16 protein-coding genes are annotated in these 16726 nt (G+C 61.5%); 3 read left to right on the top strand and 13 right to left on the bottom strand.

Annotated elements, in window-relative coordinates:
* The first annotated feature begins 19 nt into the window (after positions 1 to 19).
* Complete coding sequence (locus IV098_RS13630; RefSeq protein ID WP_296889974.1) at positions 20 to 724, top strand: hypothetical protein; 705 nt, start codon at positions 20 to 22, stop codon at positions 722 to 724.
* A 121-nt stretch (positions 725 to 845) separates the two neighbouring features.
* Here the strand turns inward: IV098_RS13630 and IV098_RS13625 are convergent, their stop codons facing one another.
* The 8 genes from IV098_RS13625 to IV098_RS13590 form a co-directional block, all read right to left on the bottom strand.
* A complete protein-coding gene (locus tag IV098_RS13625) occupies positions 846 to 1406 on the bottom strand; it encodes a YSC84-related protein (RefSeq protein ID WP_296889971.1) in 561 nt (186 codons plus the stop codon).
* Between the two features lie 242 nt (positions 1407 to 1648).
* Positions 1649 to 1939 (bottom strand): hypothetical protein, encoded by a 291-nt coding sequence (locus tag IV098_RS13620; protein WP_296889969.1) that lies wholly within the window; start codon positions 1937 to 1939, stop codon positions 1649 to 1651.
* A gap of 101 nt (positions 1940 to 2040) precedes the next feature.
* Positions 2041 to 3273 (bottom strand): hypothetical protein, encoded by a 1233-nt coding sequence (locus IV098_RS13615; protein WP_296889967.1) that lies wholly within the window; start codon positions 3271 to 3273, stop codon positions 2041 to 2043.
* Positions 3274 to 3277: 4 nt separating this feature from the next.
* On the bottom strand, positions 3278 to 4234 hold the full coding sequence (locus IV098_RS13610) for an alpha-E domain-containing protein (RefSeq protein WP_296889965.1): 957 nt from the start codon (positions 4232 to 4234) through the stop codon (positions 3278 to 3280).
* Positions 4234 to 5685: a circularly permuted type 2 ATP-grasp protein gene (locus tag IV098_RS13605; protein WP_296889964.1), complete on the bottom strand. Its 1452-nt coding sequence runs from the start codon at positions 5683 to 5685 to the stop codon at positions 4234 to 4236. The genes IV098_RS13610 and IV098_RS13605 overlap by 1 nt, the downstream gene beginning before the upstream one ends.
* Positions 5686 to 5992: 307 nt before the next feature.
* Positions 5993 to 7378, bottom strand: coding sequence for an alkaline phosphatase PhoX (locus tag IV098_RS13600; RefSeq protein WP_296889962.1), 1386 nt, complete (start codon positions 7376 to 7378; stop codon positions 5993 to 5995).
* Between the two features lie 406 nt (positions 7379 to 7784).
* The gene (locus tag IV098_RS13595) at positions 7785 to 8231 is read right to left on the bottom strand and encodes a rhodanese-like domain-containing protein (RefSeq protein ID WP_296889960.1); all 447 of its coding nucleotides are present in this window, start codon (positions 8229 to 8231) and stop codon (positions 7785 to 7787) included.
* Between the two features lie 49 nt (positions 8232 to 8280).
* Positions 8281 to 8718 carry a rhodanese-like domain-containing protein gene (locus IV098_RS13590; RefSeq protein WP_296889959.1) on the bottom strand — a complete coding sequence of 146 codons (438 nt, stop codon included), beginning with the start codon at positions 8716 to 8718 and terminating at the stop codon, positions 8281 to 8283.
* 125 nt (positions 8719 to 8843) lie between these two features.
* Between IV098_RS13590 and queD the strand changes: the two genes are divergently transcribed.
* A complete protein-coding gene (gene queD, locus IV098_RS13585; protein WP_296889957.1) occupies positions 8844 to 9200 on the top strand; it encodes a 6-carboxytetrahydropterin synthase QueD in 357 nt (118 codons plus the stop codon).
* Between the two features lie 327 nt (positions 9201 to 9527).
* Positions 9528 to 10757, top strand: coding sequence for an META domain-containing protein (locus IV098_RS13580; protein ID WP_296889954.1), 1230 nt, complete (start codon positions 9528 to 9530; stop codon positions 10755 to 10757).
* Between the two features lie 137 nt (positions 10758 to 10894).
* Here the strand turns inward: IV098_RS13580 and IV098_RS13575 are convergent, their stop codons facing one another.
* The 5 genes from IV098_RS13575 to IV098_RS13555 form a co-directional block, all read right to left on the bottom strand.
* Positions 10895 to 11065, bottom strand: coding sequence for a hypothetical protein (locus IV098_RS13575; RefSeq protein ID WP_296886207.1), 171 nt, complete (start codon positions 11063 to 11065; stop codon positions 10895 to 10897).
* A 225-nt stretch (positions 11066 to 11290) separates the two neighbouring features.
* Positions 11291 to 11623, bottom strand: coding sequence for a hypothetical protein (locus IV098_RS13570; RefSeq protein WP_296889952.1), 333 nt, complete (start codon positions 11621 to 11623; stop codon positions 11291 to 11293).
* A gap of 57 nt (positions 11624 to 11680) precedes the next feature.
* Complete coding sequence (locus IV098_RS13565; protein WP_296889950.1) at positions 11681 to 12856, bottom strand: hypothetical protein; 1176 nt, start codon at positions 12854 to 12856, stop codon at positions 11681 to 11683.
* Positions 12857 to 13023: 167 nt separating this feature from the next.
* Positions 13024 to 15681: an outer membrane beta-barrel protein gene (locus IV098_RS13560; protein ID WP_296889948.1), complete on the bottom strand. Its 2658-nt coding sequence runs from the start codon at positions 15679 to 15681 to the stop codon at positions 13024 to 13026.
* A 143-nt stretch (positions 15682 to 15824) separates the two neighbouring features.
* Complete coding sequence (locus IV098_RS13555; protein ID WP_296889945.1) at positions 15825 to 16526, bottom strand: Crp/Fnr family transcriptional regulator; 702 nt, start codon at positions 16524 to 16526, stop codon at positions 15825 to 15827.
* Positions 16527 to 16726 lie beyond the last annotated feature (200 nt).

Raw genomic sequence — 16726 nt, 5'->3', positions numbered from 1 at the left:
TCTCACGGCTCACCCACATATGGCACACATCCACTTCATCGGCGGTGAAAAGGGCGGGGTTGGCAAATCGCTGGTCTCGCGCCTGCTTGCGCAATACCTGATCGACCACGAACAGCCTTTTCTCGGCTTCGACACCGATCGTTCGCACGGCGCGCTGATGCGCTTTTATGCGGGCTACGCCTCGCCCGTCGTCGTGGACAGTTATGAAAGCCTCGATGCTATCGTCGAAGCCGCCATCGCCGAGCCCGCCGTTGATGGAACCCAGCGCTGCATCCTGGTCGATCTCGCCGCGCAAACCCAGGACGCGCTGACGCAATGGATGGACGACTCCGGCGTGCTGGAACTGGCGGGCGAAATGGGTCTGGTGCTGAGCTACTGGCACGTCATGGACTCGGGCCGCGACCCGGTCGACCTGCTGAAGAAACTGCTCGACCGCTTCGGCGCGCGCCTCAACTACGTGCTGGTGCAAAATCATATTCGCGGCGACAACTTCGATCTACTCGAAGCCTCCGGCGAAAAGCAGCGCGCGCTCGACCTCAATGCACGCGTCATCAATATCAAGCGCCTGCACGAAGCCGCCATGATCAAGATCGACGGCCACAGCAGCAGTTTTTGGTCGGCCACCCAGCGCACCGACGACCATGCACTCGGCATTCTCGAGCGCCAGCGCGTCAAGCTGTGGCTGAAAAGCGCTTACAGCGAAATCGACAGCCTGCATATCTGATTAATTAATCGCACCTGAATGGAAACCACCCCAGGGCGCAAGCAATGACGACTGAGTCCGGCAGATGAAAAACGGCCCCTTCGATGAGGGGCCGTTTTTCGTGTTGCCGGAAACCGGGAGCTCAGTTCAGGTCCTTGTCCTTCCAGAACTTGGTGCCGGCTACGGCGCCGCCCGCCTGGAAGCCGTTTTTGGTCAGGCTGTACAACTTGCCGCCGGTGAATTGACCGACTGTGCCACCCGCCGATTTCTTGCCGGCGCCGGCCCCCGCGCCGCCTTCGGCGCCCGCTTCCCATCCCGAGTCGATGAAGCCCTGCATCGATTTGGCATCCTTGAACACGAACAGATAGCGGGTTTGCGACGCGCCGATCTGCAAGCCCGCGCTGGCCTGGGCCAGCGACATGAACGTGTCATTCATGGTTTTGTTGTCGTGCACCAAGCCCTTGCCGCCGCTGCCGCCGAGCAGAAAACTCAACCCATATGTGGTGAATACGCCATAGCCCGGTGCTTTTGCGACGGCATCTTTGAGCTTCGGATCGGCTTGATAAAAATCCGTGAGCGTCTTGTCGACCGTGGTCCGGATCTCGGCGCGCTGCTTTTCAACGTCCGACTCGGCAAAAGCAGCCGGGCCTGAAAGCGAAATCAGTGTGGCCGTTGCGAATGCTAAAAAATGGCTCAGTTTCATGATGTGCCTTTCATTTGCGTTGAGGGGGATGCGCCGGGTTGCCAGCACCTGGCCGCGAGTCAGGTCGGCTGCGCCAGGATGCGTTCAGCAACGCGGCAGTTATCGTGCGGGGGGCGGGAATGGAGTCGCTCCGGCAGCAGCCAAGCCTGACATCTGTATAGGCCGGAGAAATGGATTTGCAAGGCACGGGCAGGTCGCGCCGCGTGCCGGCGATCACCTGTTGCGGGTGGTCTGCCCAGCTGTCAGCCGCGTGCGCCGCCGATGTAGCGTTGAACGGGTTCGGCAGTTTTTTCCTTGACGGGTTCTGGTGTGGGAGCCGCTTGCGTGGGCTTGGCAGCGAGCAGGCCGAATTTGTCGCGCAGGGTCATGGCCAGCAGCACCAGCGATTCGTCGGGCAGGTTTTCCACCGCGCTGAGTATGCTGTCGGCGTAGCCGGCGTCGGCGGCCAGCTTCACCAGATCGATTTCAGGACCGCCCGCCTTGCGGGCGCCAAATTTCAGTTTCACCATTTCGTTCAGGGTGTCGCGATCCATGGTTTGCTCCACAAAATAAGTATTTAATCGATTGCTGATGTATCGGTTAAAACGATGCCGGCTTGAGCGTTTTTTTTGCGCATCAATCCGGCGGTTTTGAATCAGGCTTGCGCTTCGGCCTGCAGTTCGCGCAGGCTTTCCTCAACTCCGGCGGCATGCGTGAGTTCGGCCACGTTGTCCTTGGTAAAAAAGCCCTGGAAGCCGCCGAAGCGCTGGACGTACTCGATGATCAGCGAGGAGTATTCCGACGCGCTGGAGAAGATCTGCTTGAGCCCTGCTTCCTTCGAACCGATGACATCGAGCAGGAATTTCTGTCCGCAATCGCGCAGCGAATTGACCACAAAGTCGATGTTGGCGAGCTCGGCGGTTTCGCCGTCTTTCACCGCCACGGCAACGTGGTGCAGGCGCGGGCCGAAGTTGCGCACGAAGGCCTCGGTTGGCGATTCGGTCAGCAGGTGGTTCATGAAGTAGGGGTGGTTGGCGGCGGTGAATACCTTGGCCGGACATTCGAGCTCGTTGGCGTAGTGCACGCTCTTGGTGACGTTGGTCGAGGAATTCTGGTCTTCGATGTCGTAGGCGCCCCAGAAGTAATAGCTCGTCAGGGTCAGGTACTCGAGGATGGCTGCCTCGCGGTTCTGGCTGTAGATGCGGGTGGCCAGGTGGTCGATCGGCAGCAGCAGCGTGTCGATACCGAGTCGCTTTTGCGTCGCCTTGGCGGCTTCGTACGCGGCCTGCATGTCGTCGCGGATGCTGCTCCAGCCGAGCGCGTAGACGCGGATGTCGGTTTCGGGCCGCTCCCAGTAGGCGACGATGTTGTGGGTGTAGGGGCTGGGTTTGACCACCGCCATGTTGCCCGGCAGTTCCAGCTTGCGGATCTGATCCTGGTTGAAGAAGCGGATGTCGCGCGCCTTCTGCATGTCGACCACCGCGTGCGGGTCGGTCACGCGCAGCACTTCGCCCATGTAGCGCGAGTTGGGCTTGACTGCGCCGATCGGGTAGACCTCGTTGAGGCTGCGAAAAATGCCGCGCACATTGGGGTCTTTCACTTCGCGCACCAGGATGTCGGGCGCGCTCATGTCGATGCGCAGGATGTGGGTGTAGTGCGTCTCGGTTTCCAGCGTGACCAGGTAATGGTACGGCGTCATCACGCACAGCTCGGCGAGGTAGGCGACCGCATGGCTGGGCTCGACGGTGATCATCAGCGCGTCGATCTGGCGGATCGCTTCGGTCAGGCCGATGCGGTCGCGCTCGTTGAGCAGCTGGCCCAGATAATCTTCGAACTGCGGTGAGTTCTGCTTGTCGCCGACGCGGGGGAAACTGAGCGAGACGGTCATGGGATCAAACCAGACTGAAAAGGGATTGGGACATTTTTTGCGGATGCGCCGCACGGAAGTATGTCTGGCTGATGATGCCGTTGAGGTCGGCCAGCCGCTTCTGGATGTCGTCGCAGAACTCGTGCAGGCCGTTGGCCGCCAGTGCGCGGTAGTCGGCGCGGTCGACCAGGTCGAGCATGCCCTGCAAGCGCCGCATCGGCTCGGCGCCCGGCAGCTCGCCGAGCGCAAACTGGATTTCGTGCAGGCAGTGGCGCACGCTGCGCGGGAACAGCAGATCGTTGAGCAGGAAACCCAGCACCTTGTGGCCGCGCGCATGCACGCCGACGTGGCGGCGGTACATCTGGTGCGCCGACAGCGCATGCAGCACGCTCATCCAGATCAGGTCGTAATACTGGCTGTTTTGATAGGGCAGGTTGATGGCGTAGCTGACGTCGAGCACGCGCGAGGTCATGTCGGCGCGTTCGACGTTGCGCCCCAGCCGCATGAACTGGAAGCCGTCGTCGCGGCTCATCGTGCCGGACAGCAGCCCGACCACTGCCTGACGGCGACGGATGATTTCAGTCAGCACTTCGAAGCGTTTACGGCGGTCGAGCGCGTGGCCGAGATGGGTGCTGGTGTAGAGATACAGCTCGTTGACCCATTCCCAGGATTCGCGCGGCAGCACCTCGCGGAAGGTGCGGGTGTTCTCGCGCGCCATCCGCACGCAAGCGAAAATCGACGACGGATTGCGCTCGTCCTGGATGAGAAAACTCATCACGGCGGTCTCGCTCGCTTCGTCGTAGTGTTTGTGGAAGGCCTCGTCCAGCCCCACCACTTTCAGCAGGTCTTCCCAGCCGAAGCTGGCGCCGCGCGGCATGTCCATCAGCAGCATGGTGGTGGCGTTGATCAGCCGTGCGGTGTCTTCGGCGCGTTCGAGATAGCGCGCCATCCAGTACAGGTTTTCAGCTACGCGTGCCAGCATCAGATCACCCCCTGCACAATCCATGTGTCCTTGCTACCGCCGCCCTGCGATGAGTTCACCACCAGCGACCCGCGTCGCAAGGCCACGCGCGTGAGGCCACCGCGGGTGACGTTGATGTCCTTCGATTGCAGGATGAACGGCCGCAGATCGACATGGCGCGGCTCGATGGCGCCGTCGCACAGCGTCGGCACGGTGGACAGCGACAGCGTGGGCTGCGCCATGTAGTTGCGCGGGTTTTCCCGGATCAGCCGGGCGAAGGTCGCCTGCTCTTCCGCGGTCGATTTCGGTCCGATCAGCATGCCGTAGCCGCCGGATTCGTTGGCCGGTTTCACCACCAGCTTGTCCAGGTTGGCCAGCACATAGTCGCAGTCCTCCTGGTGCATGCACAGGTAGCTCGGCACGTTGGGCAGGATGGCTTTTTCGCCGAGGTAATACTCGATCATCTGCGGCACGTAGGCGTAGACCACCTTGTCGTCGGCGACCCCGGAACCGGGCGCGTTGGCGATGCCGACCTTGCCGGCTTTCCAGGCGCGCATCAGGCCGGGCACGCCGAGGGTGGAGTCGGCGCGGAAGACTTCGGGGTCGATGAAATCGTCGTCGACCCGACGGTAGATGACGTCGAGCCGGGTCAGGCCCTCGATGGTTTTCATGTAGACGCAGTCGTCGTCGAGCACGACCAGGTCGGAGCCTTCGACCAGGTACGCGCCCATCTGCTGCGCCAGATACGAATGCTCGAAATACGCCGAGTTGTAGACGCCCGGGGTAAGCACGGCGATTTCCGGGCGATCGCCCGAGCGCGGCGACAGTGCGGCCAGCATGTCGTACAGCTGCGCGGTGTAGCTGTCGACCGGCAGCACGTCGTAGCGCGCGAACAGCTCGGGGAACAGGCGCTTCATCAGCTGGCGGTTTTCCAGCATGTACGAAACGCCCGAAGGCACGCGCAGGTTGTCCTCCAGCACGTAGAAGGTTCCGTCGCCGTCGCGCACGAGGTCGGTGCCGCAGATGTGCGCCCACACCCCGAACGGCGGATTGGCGCCGACGCAGGCCTGGCGGAAGTTTTTCGAATCGGCCAGCACCTCGGCGGGGAACACGCCGTCCTGGATGATCTTCTGTTCGTGGTAGATGTCGTCGATGAACAGGTTGAGCGCCTTCAGGCGCTGCTTGAGGCCGGCCTCGATGCCGTCCCACTCGGATTTTTCGATGATGCGCGGCACCACGTCGAACGGCCATGCGCGGTCGATATTGCCGGCCTCGGAATACACCGTGAAGGTGATGCCTGCGGCCATGATCGCGGCGTCCACCGCACGGTGGCGCGCCTCCAGTTCATCGGCCGGCAGCCCGGCAAAATAGTCGCACAGACCCTCGGCGCTGGGGCGCGGCTTGCCCGCCGCCTCCAGCAATTCGTCGAACCCGCCTGTCAGCGGATACGTTCCGCAATCAATCTTCATCATCCGGTCTCCGATCTTCGCGCACCTTTATTATTTGAAATGGTCGCGTACTTGTATTGATCCTAATTTATTGAATAGCAGCCTCTGTGCCAGCTTGGAAAGCTGTTTTTAATCAATGTGATGTTGGCGCTGTTGGGGGGTATCCAGCGCACCGCGCACCGGTGTGGGGCGAATGGGGCCTCTTTTTGAGGCGGGTATGCCAACACAATGCCCCATTGAAAAAGCCCCGCACGCGTGCGCGTGCGGGGCTTTGTTTTATCCGCCGCCAGGTCTGGCTACGGCGAACGGAACAGCAGGATCAGATCAGGTTTCAGTCCTTGTCGTGGCCTTTGTCGTGGCCGTAGTGATGGCCATCGTCGCCCTTGGTCTTCTGGCACGGCGTGGTGATCATGATGGTGCGGTCGACGCCGCTATCGGGGTGCTGCACGTTGACGTAGGCTGTGTTCGACTTGAAGGGGTCGAAGTACAGGCCGGTGCTTTCCGCGCCGACGGTCGACAGGCTGGCCCACTTGCCAACGGCTTCGGCCACGCCGTCGTTGTTCTCGTCCTTGGCAAACCAGAGGTCTTCCACTCCGCCCGCCTGATCTTCGACGATATAGATGTTGCCATCGGCGTCGATCGCCAGGTTGTCCGGGTTGGTGAACGGGGTGCCGACGGGGGCGCCGGTGGCCATGTCCAGCGTGTTGCGGCTGGCGAACAGTTTGACCGTGTTGCTGCGCAGGTCGATCGAGAACACCTTGTGGTTGGTGGTGGTGGCGACGAACAGCATCTGCTTGCCATGCTTCAGTGTCTTGATTTCCAGATCTTCAGGACGGTCGAAGTTGGTGCCGAGGAAAGCGGGCAGGTTCGGAGTGGCGCGGCCGTCGATCGCAGTCAGGCCGTTGGGGTCGGTGACGACCACGGCGCCCGGCAGGGCAACGCCATTGGCGTCGGTCAGCGGAATCCAGGTGGCAGCACCGGTGGCTTCTTCAACCGTGCCGTCGCCCACGCGCAGCACGAAGGTCTGGCCGGCAGCGAAGAAATCGTCGCCGTTGTCGGCTTGCGGATTGGCCGAGGTGAACTTGAAGATGTGGCTGTCGTTGCGCTCGTCAATGAAGTACAGGTTGTTCTTGTTGTCGAACGCCAGGCCTTCGTGCGACACGCGCGGCAGGATGTCGCGGTGCTTGATCACGATATCGGCGGCGTCAGCCAGTGGGTTGGTCACCTCGAACAGGCGGCCGTACATGCTGGTCGGGCCGGCCGGATCGCTCCACGATTCTTCAGCTGTGAGCAACGTGCCCCACGGGGTCCAGCGCGAAGCATCGAAGGCCACGTGGCTGTTCAATGCGGGGGCTGCAGCCGGGCTCGACCAGATGGTGGTGGTCTGCATGGTGCGCAGATCGGTACGCTGGATGCCAGCCTGGTCGGTTTCGTACACGGTGAACAGGAAGCGGCCGGCTTCGGGGCCGTTCTCGTTGACGGTGTGCATGTCGTAGTTGCCGCTGTCGAAACGGGTCGCCTGGGCCGGGTCACGGGCCACGATGGTCATCTGGCTGAAGTGCGGCGAGGACAGCTTGTAGGGGGCGGCCTCAGGCAGCGTGCCGGCACCGACGTCGCCGGTCATGGGGGTGAAGTCTTCGAAGGACGTTCCAGAGGCGAAAGCGGACGAACCTACCAGCATCAGGCCGATTGCGAGTGAAAGCTTCTTGAGTGTCATAGCAGAAATCCTGTATGTGAATTAGAGGGAAGGGTGTACAGGCTCGATGGGAGCAGCGCGATGAACGCAAAATGAACTGGTTTTTCACCATACGGTGTACGCTCAGTAAACGTGCGCGCCCACCTTGAATCGACTCGTACGAGGTGCATCCTAGCGAGCCAACATGTCAGGTTTATTTCAGGATGTGTGCTGATGGTGACGCGCACCCTCGCCTGAGTGCGTGCTCAGGTGCGACAGACTTGACGCACGATGGCGAGTCGGAGGGTGCTACCCGCTCAGGCGGGGGAATTGATGCCCTGCCGGGTGCAGGTTCAGATTGCTTATTACAGCAACGATGCCGTGTGGGAGTGGCGTATCTTACGGCCTGAATTTGACCCCTGTGTTCATTGCCGAGGCAGGGTCTTTTTTAGCAGCGCTCGCACGCCTCTACCGGCAGGCCGCGCGCGACCCAGCCCGGCCCAGCGCCGCTGCCGGCCATGCCTTCCTTGATGTTGTACACCTGGGTGAAACCCGCCTCCGTCAACACCCGTTGCATCTGCGTGGTGCGGTTGCCGGTGCGGCAGATCAGGCCGATCGGCACGTTCTTGTCGCCGCCGGTTTCGGCCGTCACCTGCGCGACGAAGCCGGCATCGCCTTGCGGATGCGCCATGTTGATCTGCAGCGCGTCCTTCGCCACGCCGGTCTGTTTCCATTCGTCCGGGCGGCGGATATCGATCAGGGTGAGCTTGCCGGCCTGCGCCTGGGCATAAGCATCCGGCGCGGCGAGGGTGGGGCCGCTGTCCTGCGAACAGGCATTGATCGACAGCAGCATGAAGGCCGCCGCAGTGACGAGGGTAAGGCGTTGCATCAACATGAAAGCTCCAGCTTGAAAAATGTTCTTGGGTCTGGATGGCGTCGCGCCCTCAGCAGTCCGGACACGGCTCCATCGGCAGACCGCGTTCAATCCAGCCCGGCCCGTTGCCGTTGCCCTGCATGCCTTCCGGGATGACGTAGACCTCGGTGAAGCCGGCTGCGCGCAGGGCATCGCGGGCATTGGCGGCGCGGTTGCCGGCGAGGCTCAGCAGGCCAATCGGCGTGCGCAGGTTGCCGCCCACGCTGCGCGTCACTTCGCGAACGAAGCCTGCTTCACCCTGCGTGCCGGTCATGTCGATATGCAGCGCGCCCTTGGCCACGCCGGTCTGTCGCCATTCGTCGGCATGCCGCACGTCGATCAGGGTGAGACTGCCGGCCTCGGCGCGTGCATAGGCGTCGGGCGCACTGAGTGTGGCGCCGCGGTCTTGCGAGCAGGCGGTGAGGCAGAGCAATACGAAAGCAGCAAGCGACAAACCTTGAATCAGCATGGTTATTCACGACAAACCGGATGGGCGGCAGTTTAGCTGTTGAGCCGGCGCGCCGATAGCGCGGCGCAGGCTCGAATCGGCCGCGGCCGCATAGCCAGCCCCGGAGACTTGCGCGAGAATGGCGCATGGAAATCTTTCGCCGCTTTCACCTGCAATGCGCGCGCCGCCTGCCGGCCTTGCCCGCAGCCCATCCCTGTTCGCGCCTGCATGGCCATTCGTTCGAGGTCGAGCTCACGCTCAGCGGCGAGGTCGATCCTACGCTTGGCTGGGTGCTCGATTTCGCCGACATCGAGGCGGCTTGGCAGCCGGTGCATGCGGCGCTCGATCACCGTTATCTCAACGATATAGCCGGCCTGGACAACCCGACCAGCGAGAATCTGGCGCTGTGGCTGTGGCGGCGGATCAAGCCCGAACTGCCGGGCCTGTCGCAGATCAAGGTGATGGAGACCCACGATAGCGGTTGCGTCTATCGCGGGGATTGAAGCAGGGGCCTGTTCACACTAATTTCGCACCTGCGTTGCCGCGAGAAAGCGATGGATGCAAGGCGCGTCCCTTGGCAAGGGCCATCCCTTGCCAAGGGACGCAACGCCGCAGACGCGCTTTCTCGCGGCAACCCGAAGGGGCGGGCCGATTCAAGCGCATCTCTTTGTCGCAGTCCGCTTGCTGTGCCCGCACAGCAAGCGGACTGCTTCGCGGGCTGCATCTTGAATCGGCCTCGCCGCAGGTGTGAAATTAGTGTGAACAGGCCCTAGAGCCCTCTGAGTTTTTACCGGGAGAAAATGGGAATGCTGCGTGCTGCAATTTGGGCAATGGTGTCTGTCGGCGTATTGGCCGGGTGTGCGGGAGAATCGGCGCTGAAGCCATCGGAGCTGCCGATCACGGGCGCGCTGGCGTACCGCGAGCGGATCGCTCTGCCGCCCGACAGCGTCGCGGTGGTCGAGTTGCGCGAAGCCGGTGCGAGCGCGCCGATTGCCGTCCAGCGGAGGGTGCTGGCTGGCAGGCAGGTGCCGATTCCGTTCGCGCTGTCGGCCAGCCGGCCCGCTTTGGTTGCCGGCAAAACCTACAGCGTGCGCGGGTCGATCGAGCAGGACGGCGAGGTGAAGTGGCTGAGCGCGGCGGCGCCCATCGATCCGCAGCAGGCTGCGGTCGATCTCGGCACGCTCACGCTGCTGGCCGTGCAGGGCGAGGCGCCACAGATGTTTTCATGGCGCTGCGGCGACCAGTTGATCCAGACCGAGCAGTTTGGCGACAAGCTGCGGTTGCAGCTGGGCGACGCGCAATACCACCTGCTGCAGGCAGAGACGGCGTCGGGCGCGCGCTACGTGACGGTCGACGACCCGACGACGCTGTTCTGGTCCAAGGGCGAACGCGCCCGCCTGACAATCCGCGGCCACGCCTATTCCGAATGCGTGCGCGCCGATACCGCCACCGTGGCCTTCCGTGCCGGCGGCAACGAACCGGGCTGGCAACTCGAAATGGGCGTGCGCACGCTGTTTACCACGGCCGATGGCAAAACCCGCATCGAGTCGCCAACGCCGGTTGCCGAATCCATCGCCAGCGTGCGGCGCTATGCCGTGGCGCCGAACCTGCAGGTGACGGTCTCGCCCCGTTTGTGTGTCGACAGCATGAGCGGCCTGCCGCGCCCGGATACGGTCAGCGTGGTGCTGGACGGCCGCACCCTGCGCGGGTGCGGCGGCGATCCGGCCAGCCTGCTGCAGGGCGGCGAGTGGGTGGTCGAAGACATCGGCGGCGCCGGCATGGTCGACGGCTCGCGCGCCACGCTCAACTTCGACGCGGATGGCCAGCTGGCCGGCAGCGCTTCGTGCAATCGCTACAGCGGTAGCTACCACCTGAGCGGCGAAGGCCTGAGTATGTCGTCGAAAACCGCGATGACCCTGATGGCCTGCGTGCCGACATTGATGCAGCAGGAAAGCCGGTTTATGCAGTTGCTGAGTCAGGTGCGGCGTTTCCGGTTCGGCGCGGACGGCGCATTGATCCTGGAAACGGACGGCGGTGGGACGGTCACGGCGCGGCGTTAAACCATGCACGGTCAAACCGCACTGGCTCGGGACAAAATGCAGGCCGGCTTGCTGGCGAAGTTTCCCCGTCAGCAAGCCGGCCTTGTTCGTTCACGGGAATGACCGGGCGTATTTGCCCGGATCAATCCGTTGTGCGATTACAGCCCCATGCTGGTGAAATCCAGATCGGCGTGCGGCGTGTCGGCCACATTCTCATCGATCATTTCATAGATGTCTTCATCGACGATATCTTCGGCGGGGTGATGGGCGAAAGCCGAGAACGATGCGAGGAAAGAGGTGAGCACTGCAACCTGAAGAATGTTTTTCATAACGGTATTCCCATAAAAGTTGAACATGTCATTCAGCGTGCTGCGATCGCGTGTTGAACGTTCGCGTCAGCTGATGGAGGGCATCGTAAGCAAGGGATCTTTCTACGGCGTTACTTGCCCGTTTCAGTTTGTGTCAGTGTGTTTCAATGGCCAGAAAAGCCCGGCGCCCACAAGCAAATGGGGCACACGAATCGTGTGCCCCATTTGCTTTGCATCGTGCCTGCGTTAGTGAGTGTGCTCGGTTCCGCCATCTTCGCCGCCGGTTTCGTGGCCGCCAGATTTGCTGCCCCCCGACTTGCCGTGAAAAACCTTGTCTTCCACCGACTTGCTGCCGCCTTCCGAGCTGTCATGGTGTTGACTGCCACCCTTGTGCGAACTGCTGCTGTGGCTCGTGCCACGGTCGCCACCCATGTACTTCGGACCCTTGCCCTTGCCGCCCGAGTGACCGGAGGAATGGCCGCCGTCCGAATGGCTATCGGCCGCAAAACTGCCTGCGCTACCCACTGCCAGACCTGCGGTCAGCAACAGAACCGCTGCCCATTTGCTGTAAGCCTGCATCTTGAATAACTCCTGTTAAGTGCACTTCACCGGGCGGCCAGCCGCCCGGTGAGCCGATTAACGAACTTCGTTGTCGTGAATGAACTGGATCACGGTCAGGTAGTCGTCTGCAGCAGCCGCGAAGTCATCGGCGCCGGCATCGCCGACGGTGGGCGTCGGGTCGATCCAGTTGGTGCTGTTGAACAGCGTCTCGTACAGGTTCACCACGGTCGGCACATACACGCCATCCTTCAGCACCAGCACGGTTGCGGTCGCATTCTTCCAGGTGGTGTAGCGATCATAGTTGTAGGTGTCGAAGTTGTAGTAAGTACCCGAGGCCAGATTGTTGATCCCCAGGATGGAGTTCATGTAGACCACGGTGTCAATCTTGATGTCGCCGGTCTTGTCGGCAGCGGCGGCCAGCAGCGAAGCGGGGGTGAACCCGGTCGGCAGCGTCAGGGTCGACGGAAGTGTCCCGGTCATATACGCATCGTACAACGCCAGATTTTCCAGCGGCGAGTCGATGGCCACGCCATTCACCGTCAGGCGACCGGCCGCGTCCAAGCCAATCACGACACCGGTGGCGGTGAGCTTGCTCAGCGCTTCGTCCAGCGAATGCTGCAGCACTTTTTCCGGTGCGCGCGCCACGCTCAGACGACCCAGATCGACCTCGGCGCCGACGACATCATAGGTCTTGCCGTCAAGGGTAACCGTCGGCAACAAGTCACCTTCCGCGTTGTAGGGAATCACCACCAGATTGCCGGCGGAGTCCTTCAGCGGAACCAGCGTGGTGCTGCCTTCCGGGTAGTAATACGCGATCACCTGCACCAGACCGTCGGCGGTCAGGATGGGTACACCGTTGCTGTCGCGCAGCAGGATGACCATATCGCCAAACAGATCACCCTTCTTGGTGCCTGCGCCGCCCGGCTTGCCGCCGCCGCCCGCTTTGCCGCCCTTCACGCCCGCCCAGGCCGGACGGTCGCTGTCTTCGGCCGTGTCAACCGGTGCACGGAAAATTTTGTTGCTAGAACCGCCCTTGCCCTGGCCGCCCTTGTTGGCAGAACCTTTCTTGGTGCCGCCCTTGGTGGCGCTGCCTTTTTTGGATGCGCCACCCTCCTCGGCGGCTTGGGCATCCGAAATTACGCCCAGATCCAACCCGGTCACTGTATTAACAGCCAGCGGCACCGCCAGCATGGCAAACATGGTACCGCCCGTGAGGATCAGTTTTTTAAAATTGTATGTGGGGTGTGTCATATGTTTCTCTTTCTCCATTGATATAAAGACTGCGACTATTTGTCCCTGGCCTTGCGACCGGAGTACTGAACCCTCTTTTCCTACAATTTGAGAGTAGCAACTCTTTTTAAGAAAGACATTGATCTTTCTCAATCATTTGTGACTGAATGTGCGACGGAACGCCATGGTTAAAAACGGAAACCAAGTCCCAGGCGGAACAGGTTTTCGCTGTTCTCGAAACTCATCTCGTCCAGATTGTTCGCGGATACAAAGTCAACCTCACCGTAGTGGGTGTGGCTGTAGTCCATGCGGACAAACGCGTTTTCCGCAGCCTGGATCTCGGCGCCGACGCCAATCCGGGTTCCGTTGCGCGTATTGCTCAGGTCGGTCACATTGTTCCCCACTCTGTAGTGCGTGTTGAAGCGGGTCTGAACGGGCCCAACCTGGCCGTACAGCAGGCTGCCGTTGTCGACGACATAGCCAACCCGCAGCGCAGCGCCGTAGCTGCCGGTTTTTTCCGCCGAAAAATCGCGGCCGCCGGGGCCGCCGGTGTCGCGTACGTGATACCAGCCAAAGTTGGCGGCCTCTGCGTCCAGTTCCAGACCGACATAGATCTGGTTGAAGGTGTAGCCGTAGCCGGTGAAGATGCCGCCGGAAAAGCCCGAATTCGCGAAGTCGCCGGTAAAGGAAACAGGCGCCACGCCAATGTCGTGCGTCCCGGTTGCCGAGGTGCCCAGCGTGCCATAGCCGAGGCTGGCGCCCAGATACAGGCCGCGCAGTTCAGTCGCCGAGCGTGAGGGCAATGTGGGCCCCTCATCGCCAAAACGCCAGCCGAGACCGACGCTGAATATGGACACGCTGGTGTCGAAGACTTCCGTTTCGACGACACCGGTGGCCAGATAAGGCAGGGTGTTGCCGTCATAGCGGGTGTGGCTGTAATCCGTGCGCACGAACAGATTGCGCGACGCCGGGATTTCCAGGCCCACGCCCCAGCGGGTGGCGTCTTCGTCGTGTTCCTGCGCGAAGGCACCGGCCAGACTATCGTTTTGGGTGTAGTAGGTGCGGTATTTTGTGCTCACCGCGCCCAGCTTGCCGTACAGCATGCCGCCATCGAACAGGTAGCCAACGCGGGCGCTCAGGCCATAGCTGTAATCCTTGTCGATATAGGTGGTGACCGCGTCTGGTTTGTCCTTGTTGTGAAACCAGCTGGCATTGCTGTCGCTGGCATCGAGTTCGACGCCGAGATACCAGTCGTTGATCTCGGTGCCCCAGCCGCCAAACAAGCCATAGTTGCCGCCGAATCCGCCCATGTCGGCTTCATCCGTACCGGCGCCGCGCGTGCCCAGGGTTTTGGTGGTCAGCGCGCCATGTCCCAACTGGGCGCCGAGATAGAAGCCGGAAAACAGGCCTGGCGTGCGCGGCGCTTCGGGTGCGCCCGCCTCGGCTTCGGGAATGATGGAATAGTCCCGGTTGCGCGCCGGGGTGTAGCCAATGTTGACCATGATCTGGTTGCTGGCGTATTGCCCATTGAGGTCGTTGGAGTCGCGGTCGGTGATGCGCAAATCGGCACCCAGGTAGATCTGCGGTGCCACGAAATAACGCAGTCCGGCGCCAGCGTCGATGATGGTGTCGAGGCGGTCGTAGTTCTGGAAGTCGCTGCGCGTGTAGGCTGCGCGGCCATTGACTGACAGCTTGCTGCTGAGCTGGTGCTCGACCTCGAAGCCGTAGGTGGTGTCGAGCGAGCCGGACGCATAAACGGTGCCATCGTTGACGGTGGTTTCTTCCAGCGTGCGATCGATGAAGCCGGTAGCCGTCACTTGCGATGTCGGTTTCCACACGGCCAGCGCGCCGAAATACGGCTGGCTGATGTCGGAAAATCCGCTGTAGTCATAATCCTGGCGCATGGCGCCGGCGAACACCTCGCCGACCAGACGCTGGGGCTGCAGGGTGAATCTCACTCCGACGGCGGCACGGTAGCCGTCCGAATCGCGATTGAATGCCTGACTCGGGATCAGGTTGTCGTATTCGCGGTTGTCGGTCGCAAACTGGCCAAACAGTTCGTATTGCGGGGACAGTACATACCCCAATCGCGCGCCCAGCGAGTCCAGCACATGGTCGCGATAATCGTTGTCGACCGCGACGCCGAGGCTGGAGACGCCATCTTCGTAGTCGTACTGGTCGTAGGTGCCGCCGACGCGCAGACGGAAAGCGCCGGATGAGTGGGCCAGGCCAAGATGCGCCTCGTCGTGGTAGTACGCGGTCGGGTTAAGCTCGGCAGTGGGGTTCCGCGAGCCCGGTGTGGAGCGGTCTTCATGATCGCGCGAGTGGCGGGCACCGCCAAAGAGATTGGATTTGGCACCCAGATCGTAGTGGCCGTCGAAGCCCAGCCAATAATCCGTGACGTCTTCCGAGTCGTTGCCGCGGTAACGGTCGATATCCCCACCCAGATCCAGATTCAGCGCGTGCTGCGTCCAGTTGGATTTCAGCGCAAGCGTGGGTGTCAGGGTGTAGATGAAATCTGCGCTGACGTTGGTGCGTTCCGCGTAGATGTTGTCATCGTAGGTGGCGGCCAGCGACAGTTCGGGATACACCAGGAACGAACCCCATGGGATGCCGGGGTATTCGGTCGGCTGGCCCGGGAACACCGATTCACTGGAACGGGGTGCCAGTACCGGAGAAATCGTGGGAGCAGGGGAGGTGACGCCTGACTGTGTACCGGCACCCACCCCGGCGGGGCTCTGGCCTTGCACGGGCGCTGCGGCAGGCGGGGCGGCCCACACGTTGCACGCAGCCACACCAAACGCAGCCGCCATGCATGCGGCAAGCGGTTTCAAAGCATATTTCATTGGAATCCTCCGCAGGCGGGTAACCCGCCTTTTTATTGGATATCAGTTAGTTAGGAAAAACTTTGGGCAATTTTAATGTGCCTTCGGTGGGCGTTTTTTTCGATTGATAATTATCAATACAACAGTGTTGTAAATTAGCGACATCAGCAATGAGCCAGCTTGGACAAGCCTGTTTGATCGCAGACAAATTCATTGCTTTTGTCTGCATGGATCAGTCCGCGCCGCTTGAACTCCGCCACGATGCGGCTGGCAGTTTCGGTGGTGATGCCGAGCAGCGCCCCCATGTCTTCGCGACTGGGTATGGTTTCCGGGTGCTCACCCGTGCAGTCGAGCGTGATCAGCAGCCGTGCCATGCGGGCTTCCGCGGGTCCGGTGGATAGTGCCACGATGAAATGGTCGGCCTGGTCGACCGACCTTTGCCAGCGTTGTTGCAGCGCCTGGTGAATGCCGGGATTGGTCTGATCCAGTTGCGTCACCACCTCTCGCGGGATGCGGCAGACATCCGCGTCCTGCAAGGCGATGGCAGTGTGGTGGTAGCGATCGTCCACAAGCGTTTCCAACCCCACCACATCGCCCGCCCGGAGCAGACGCACGATGCGCTGACCCCCGTTGGGCAGGTCGACCTTGAGCTTGATGCGTCCGCTGCGCAGGGTGTAGACACAGAATGCGGACGCCCCTTCTTCATACAGCACTGCATGTTGCGGGACATGTAGGTTGTCGATGGGCCGCAGAATCGAATCCAGCTCTTGACTCGACAGCCCCGAGAACAAGGCAAAATTGCGTACCTCGCAGGCGGTGCATTTGGCACGGCCGTGCCACTCAATATTGGTGCAATTGGGCTTCATTGAACGAATCCCCGTTCTGACGAGGCGGAGTTAACCAACGGACTGTTTGGAACCATCAAAAATCAACACACCTTTCTAGAAAGGGAAGCCTGTGGCGTGACGCGGTGTAAACATTTTGTTACACAGCCGAAACCAGCTGGCGAACTGTGCATTCGGCGACGAAGCCGCATCGCGTTTGCGTGCTGGCCGTCGTAGGGCAG

The organism is Thiobacillus sp., assembly GCF_018780105.1.
GTDB lineage: Bacteria > Pseudomonadota > Gammaproteobacteria > Burkholderiales > Thiobacillaceae > Thiobacillus.
This window is presented reverse-complemented; position numbering and strand designations above follow the sequence as displayed.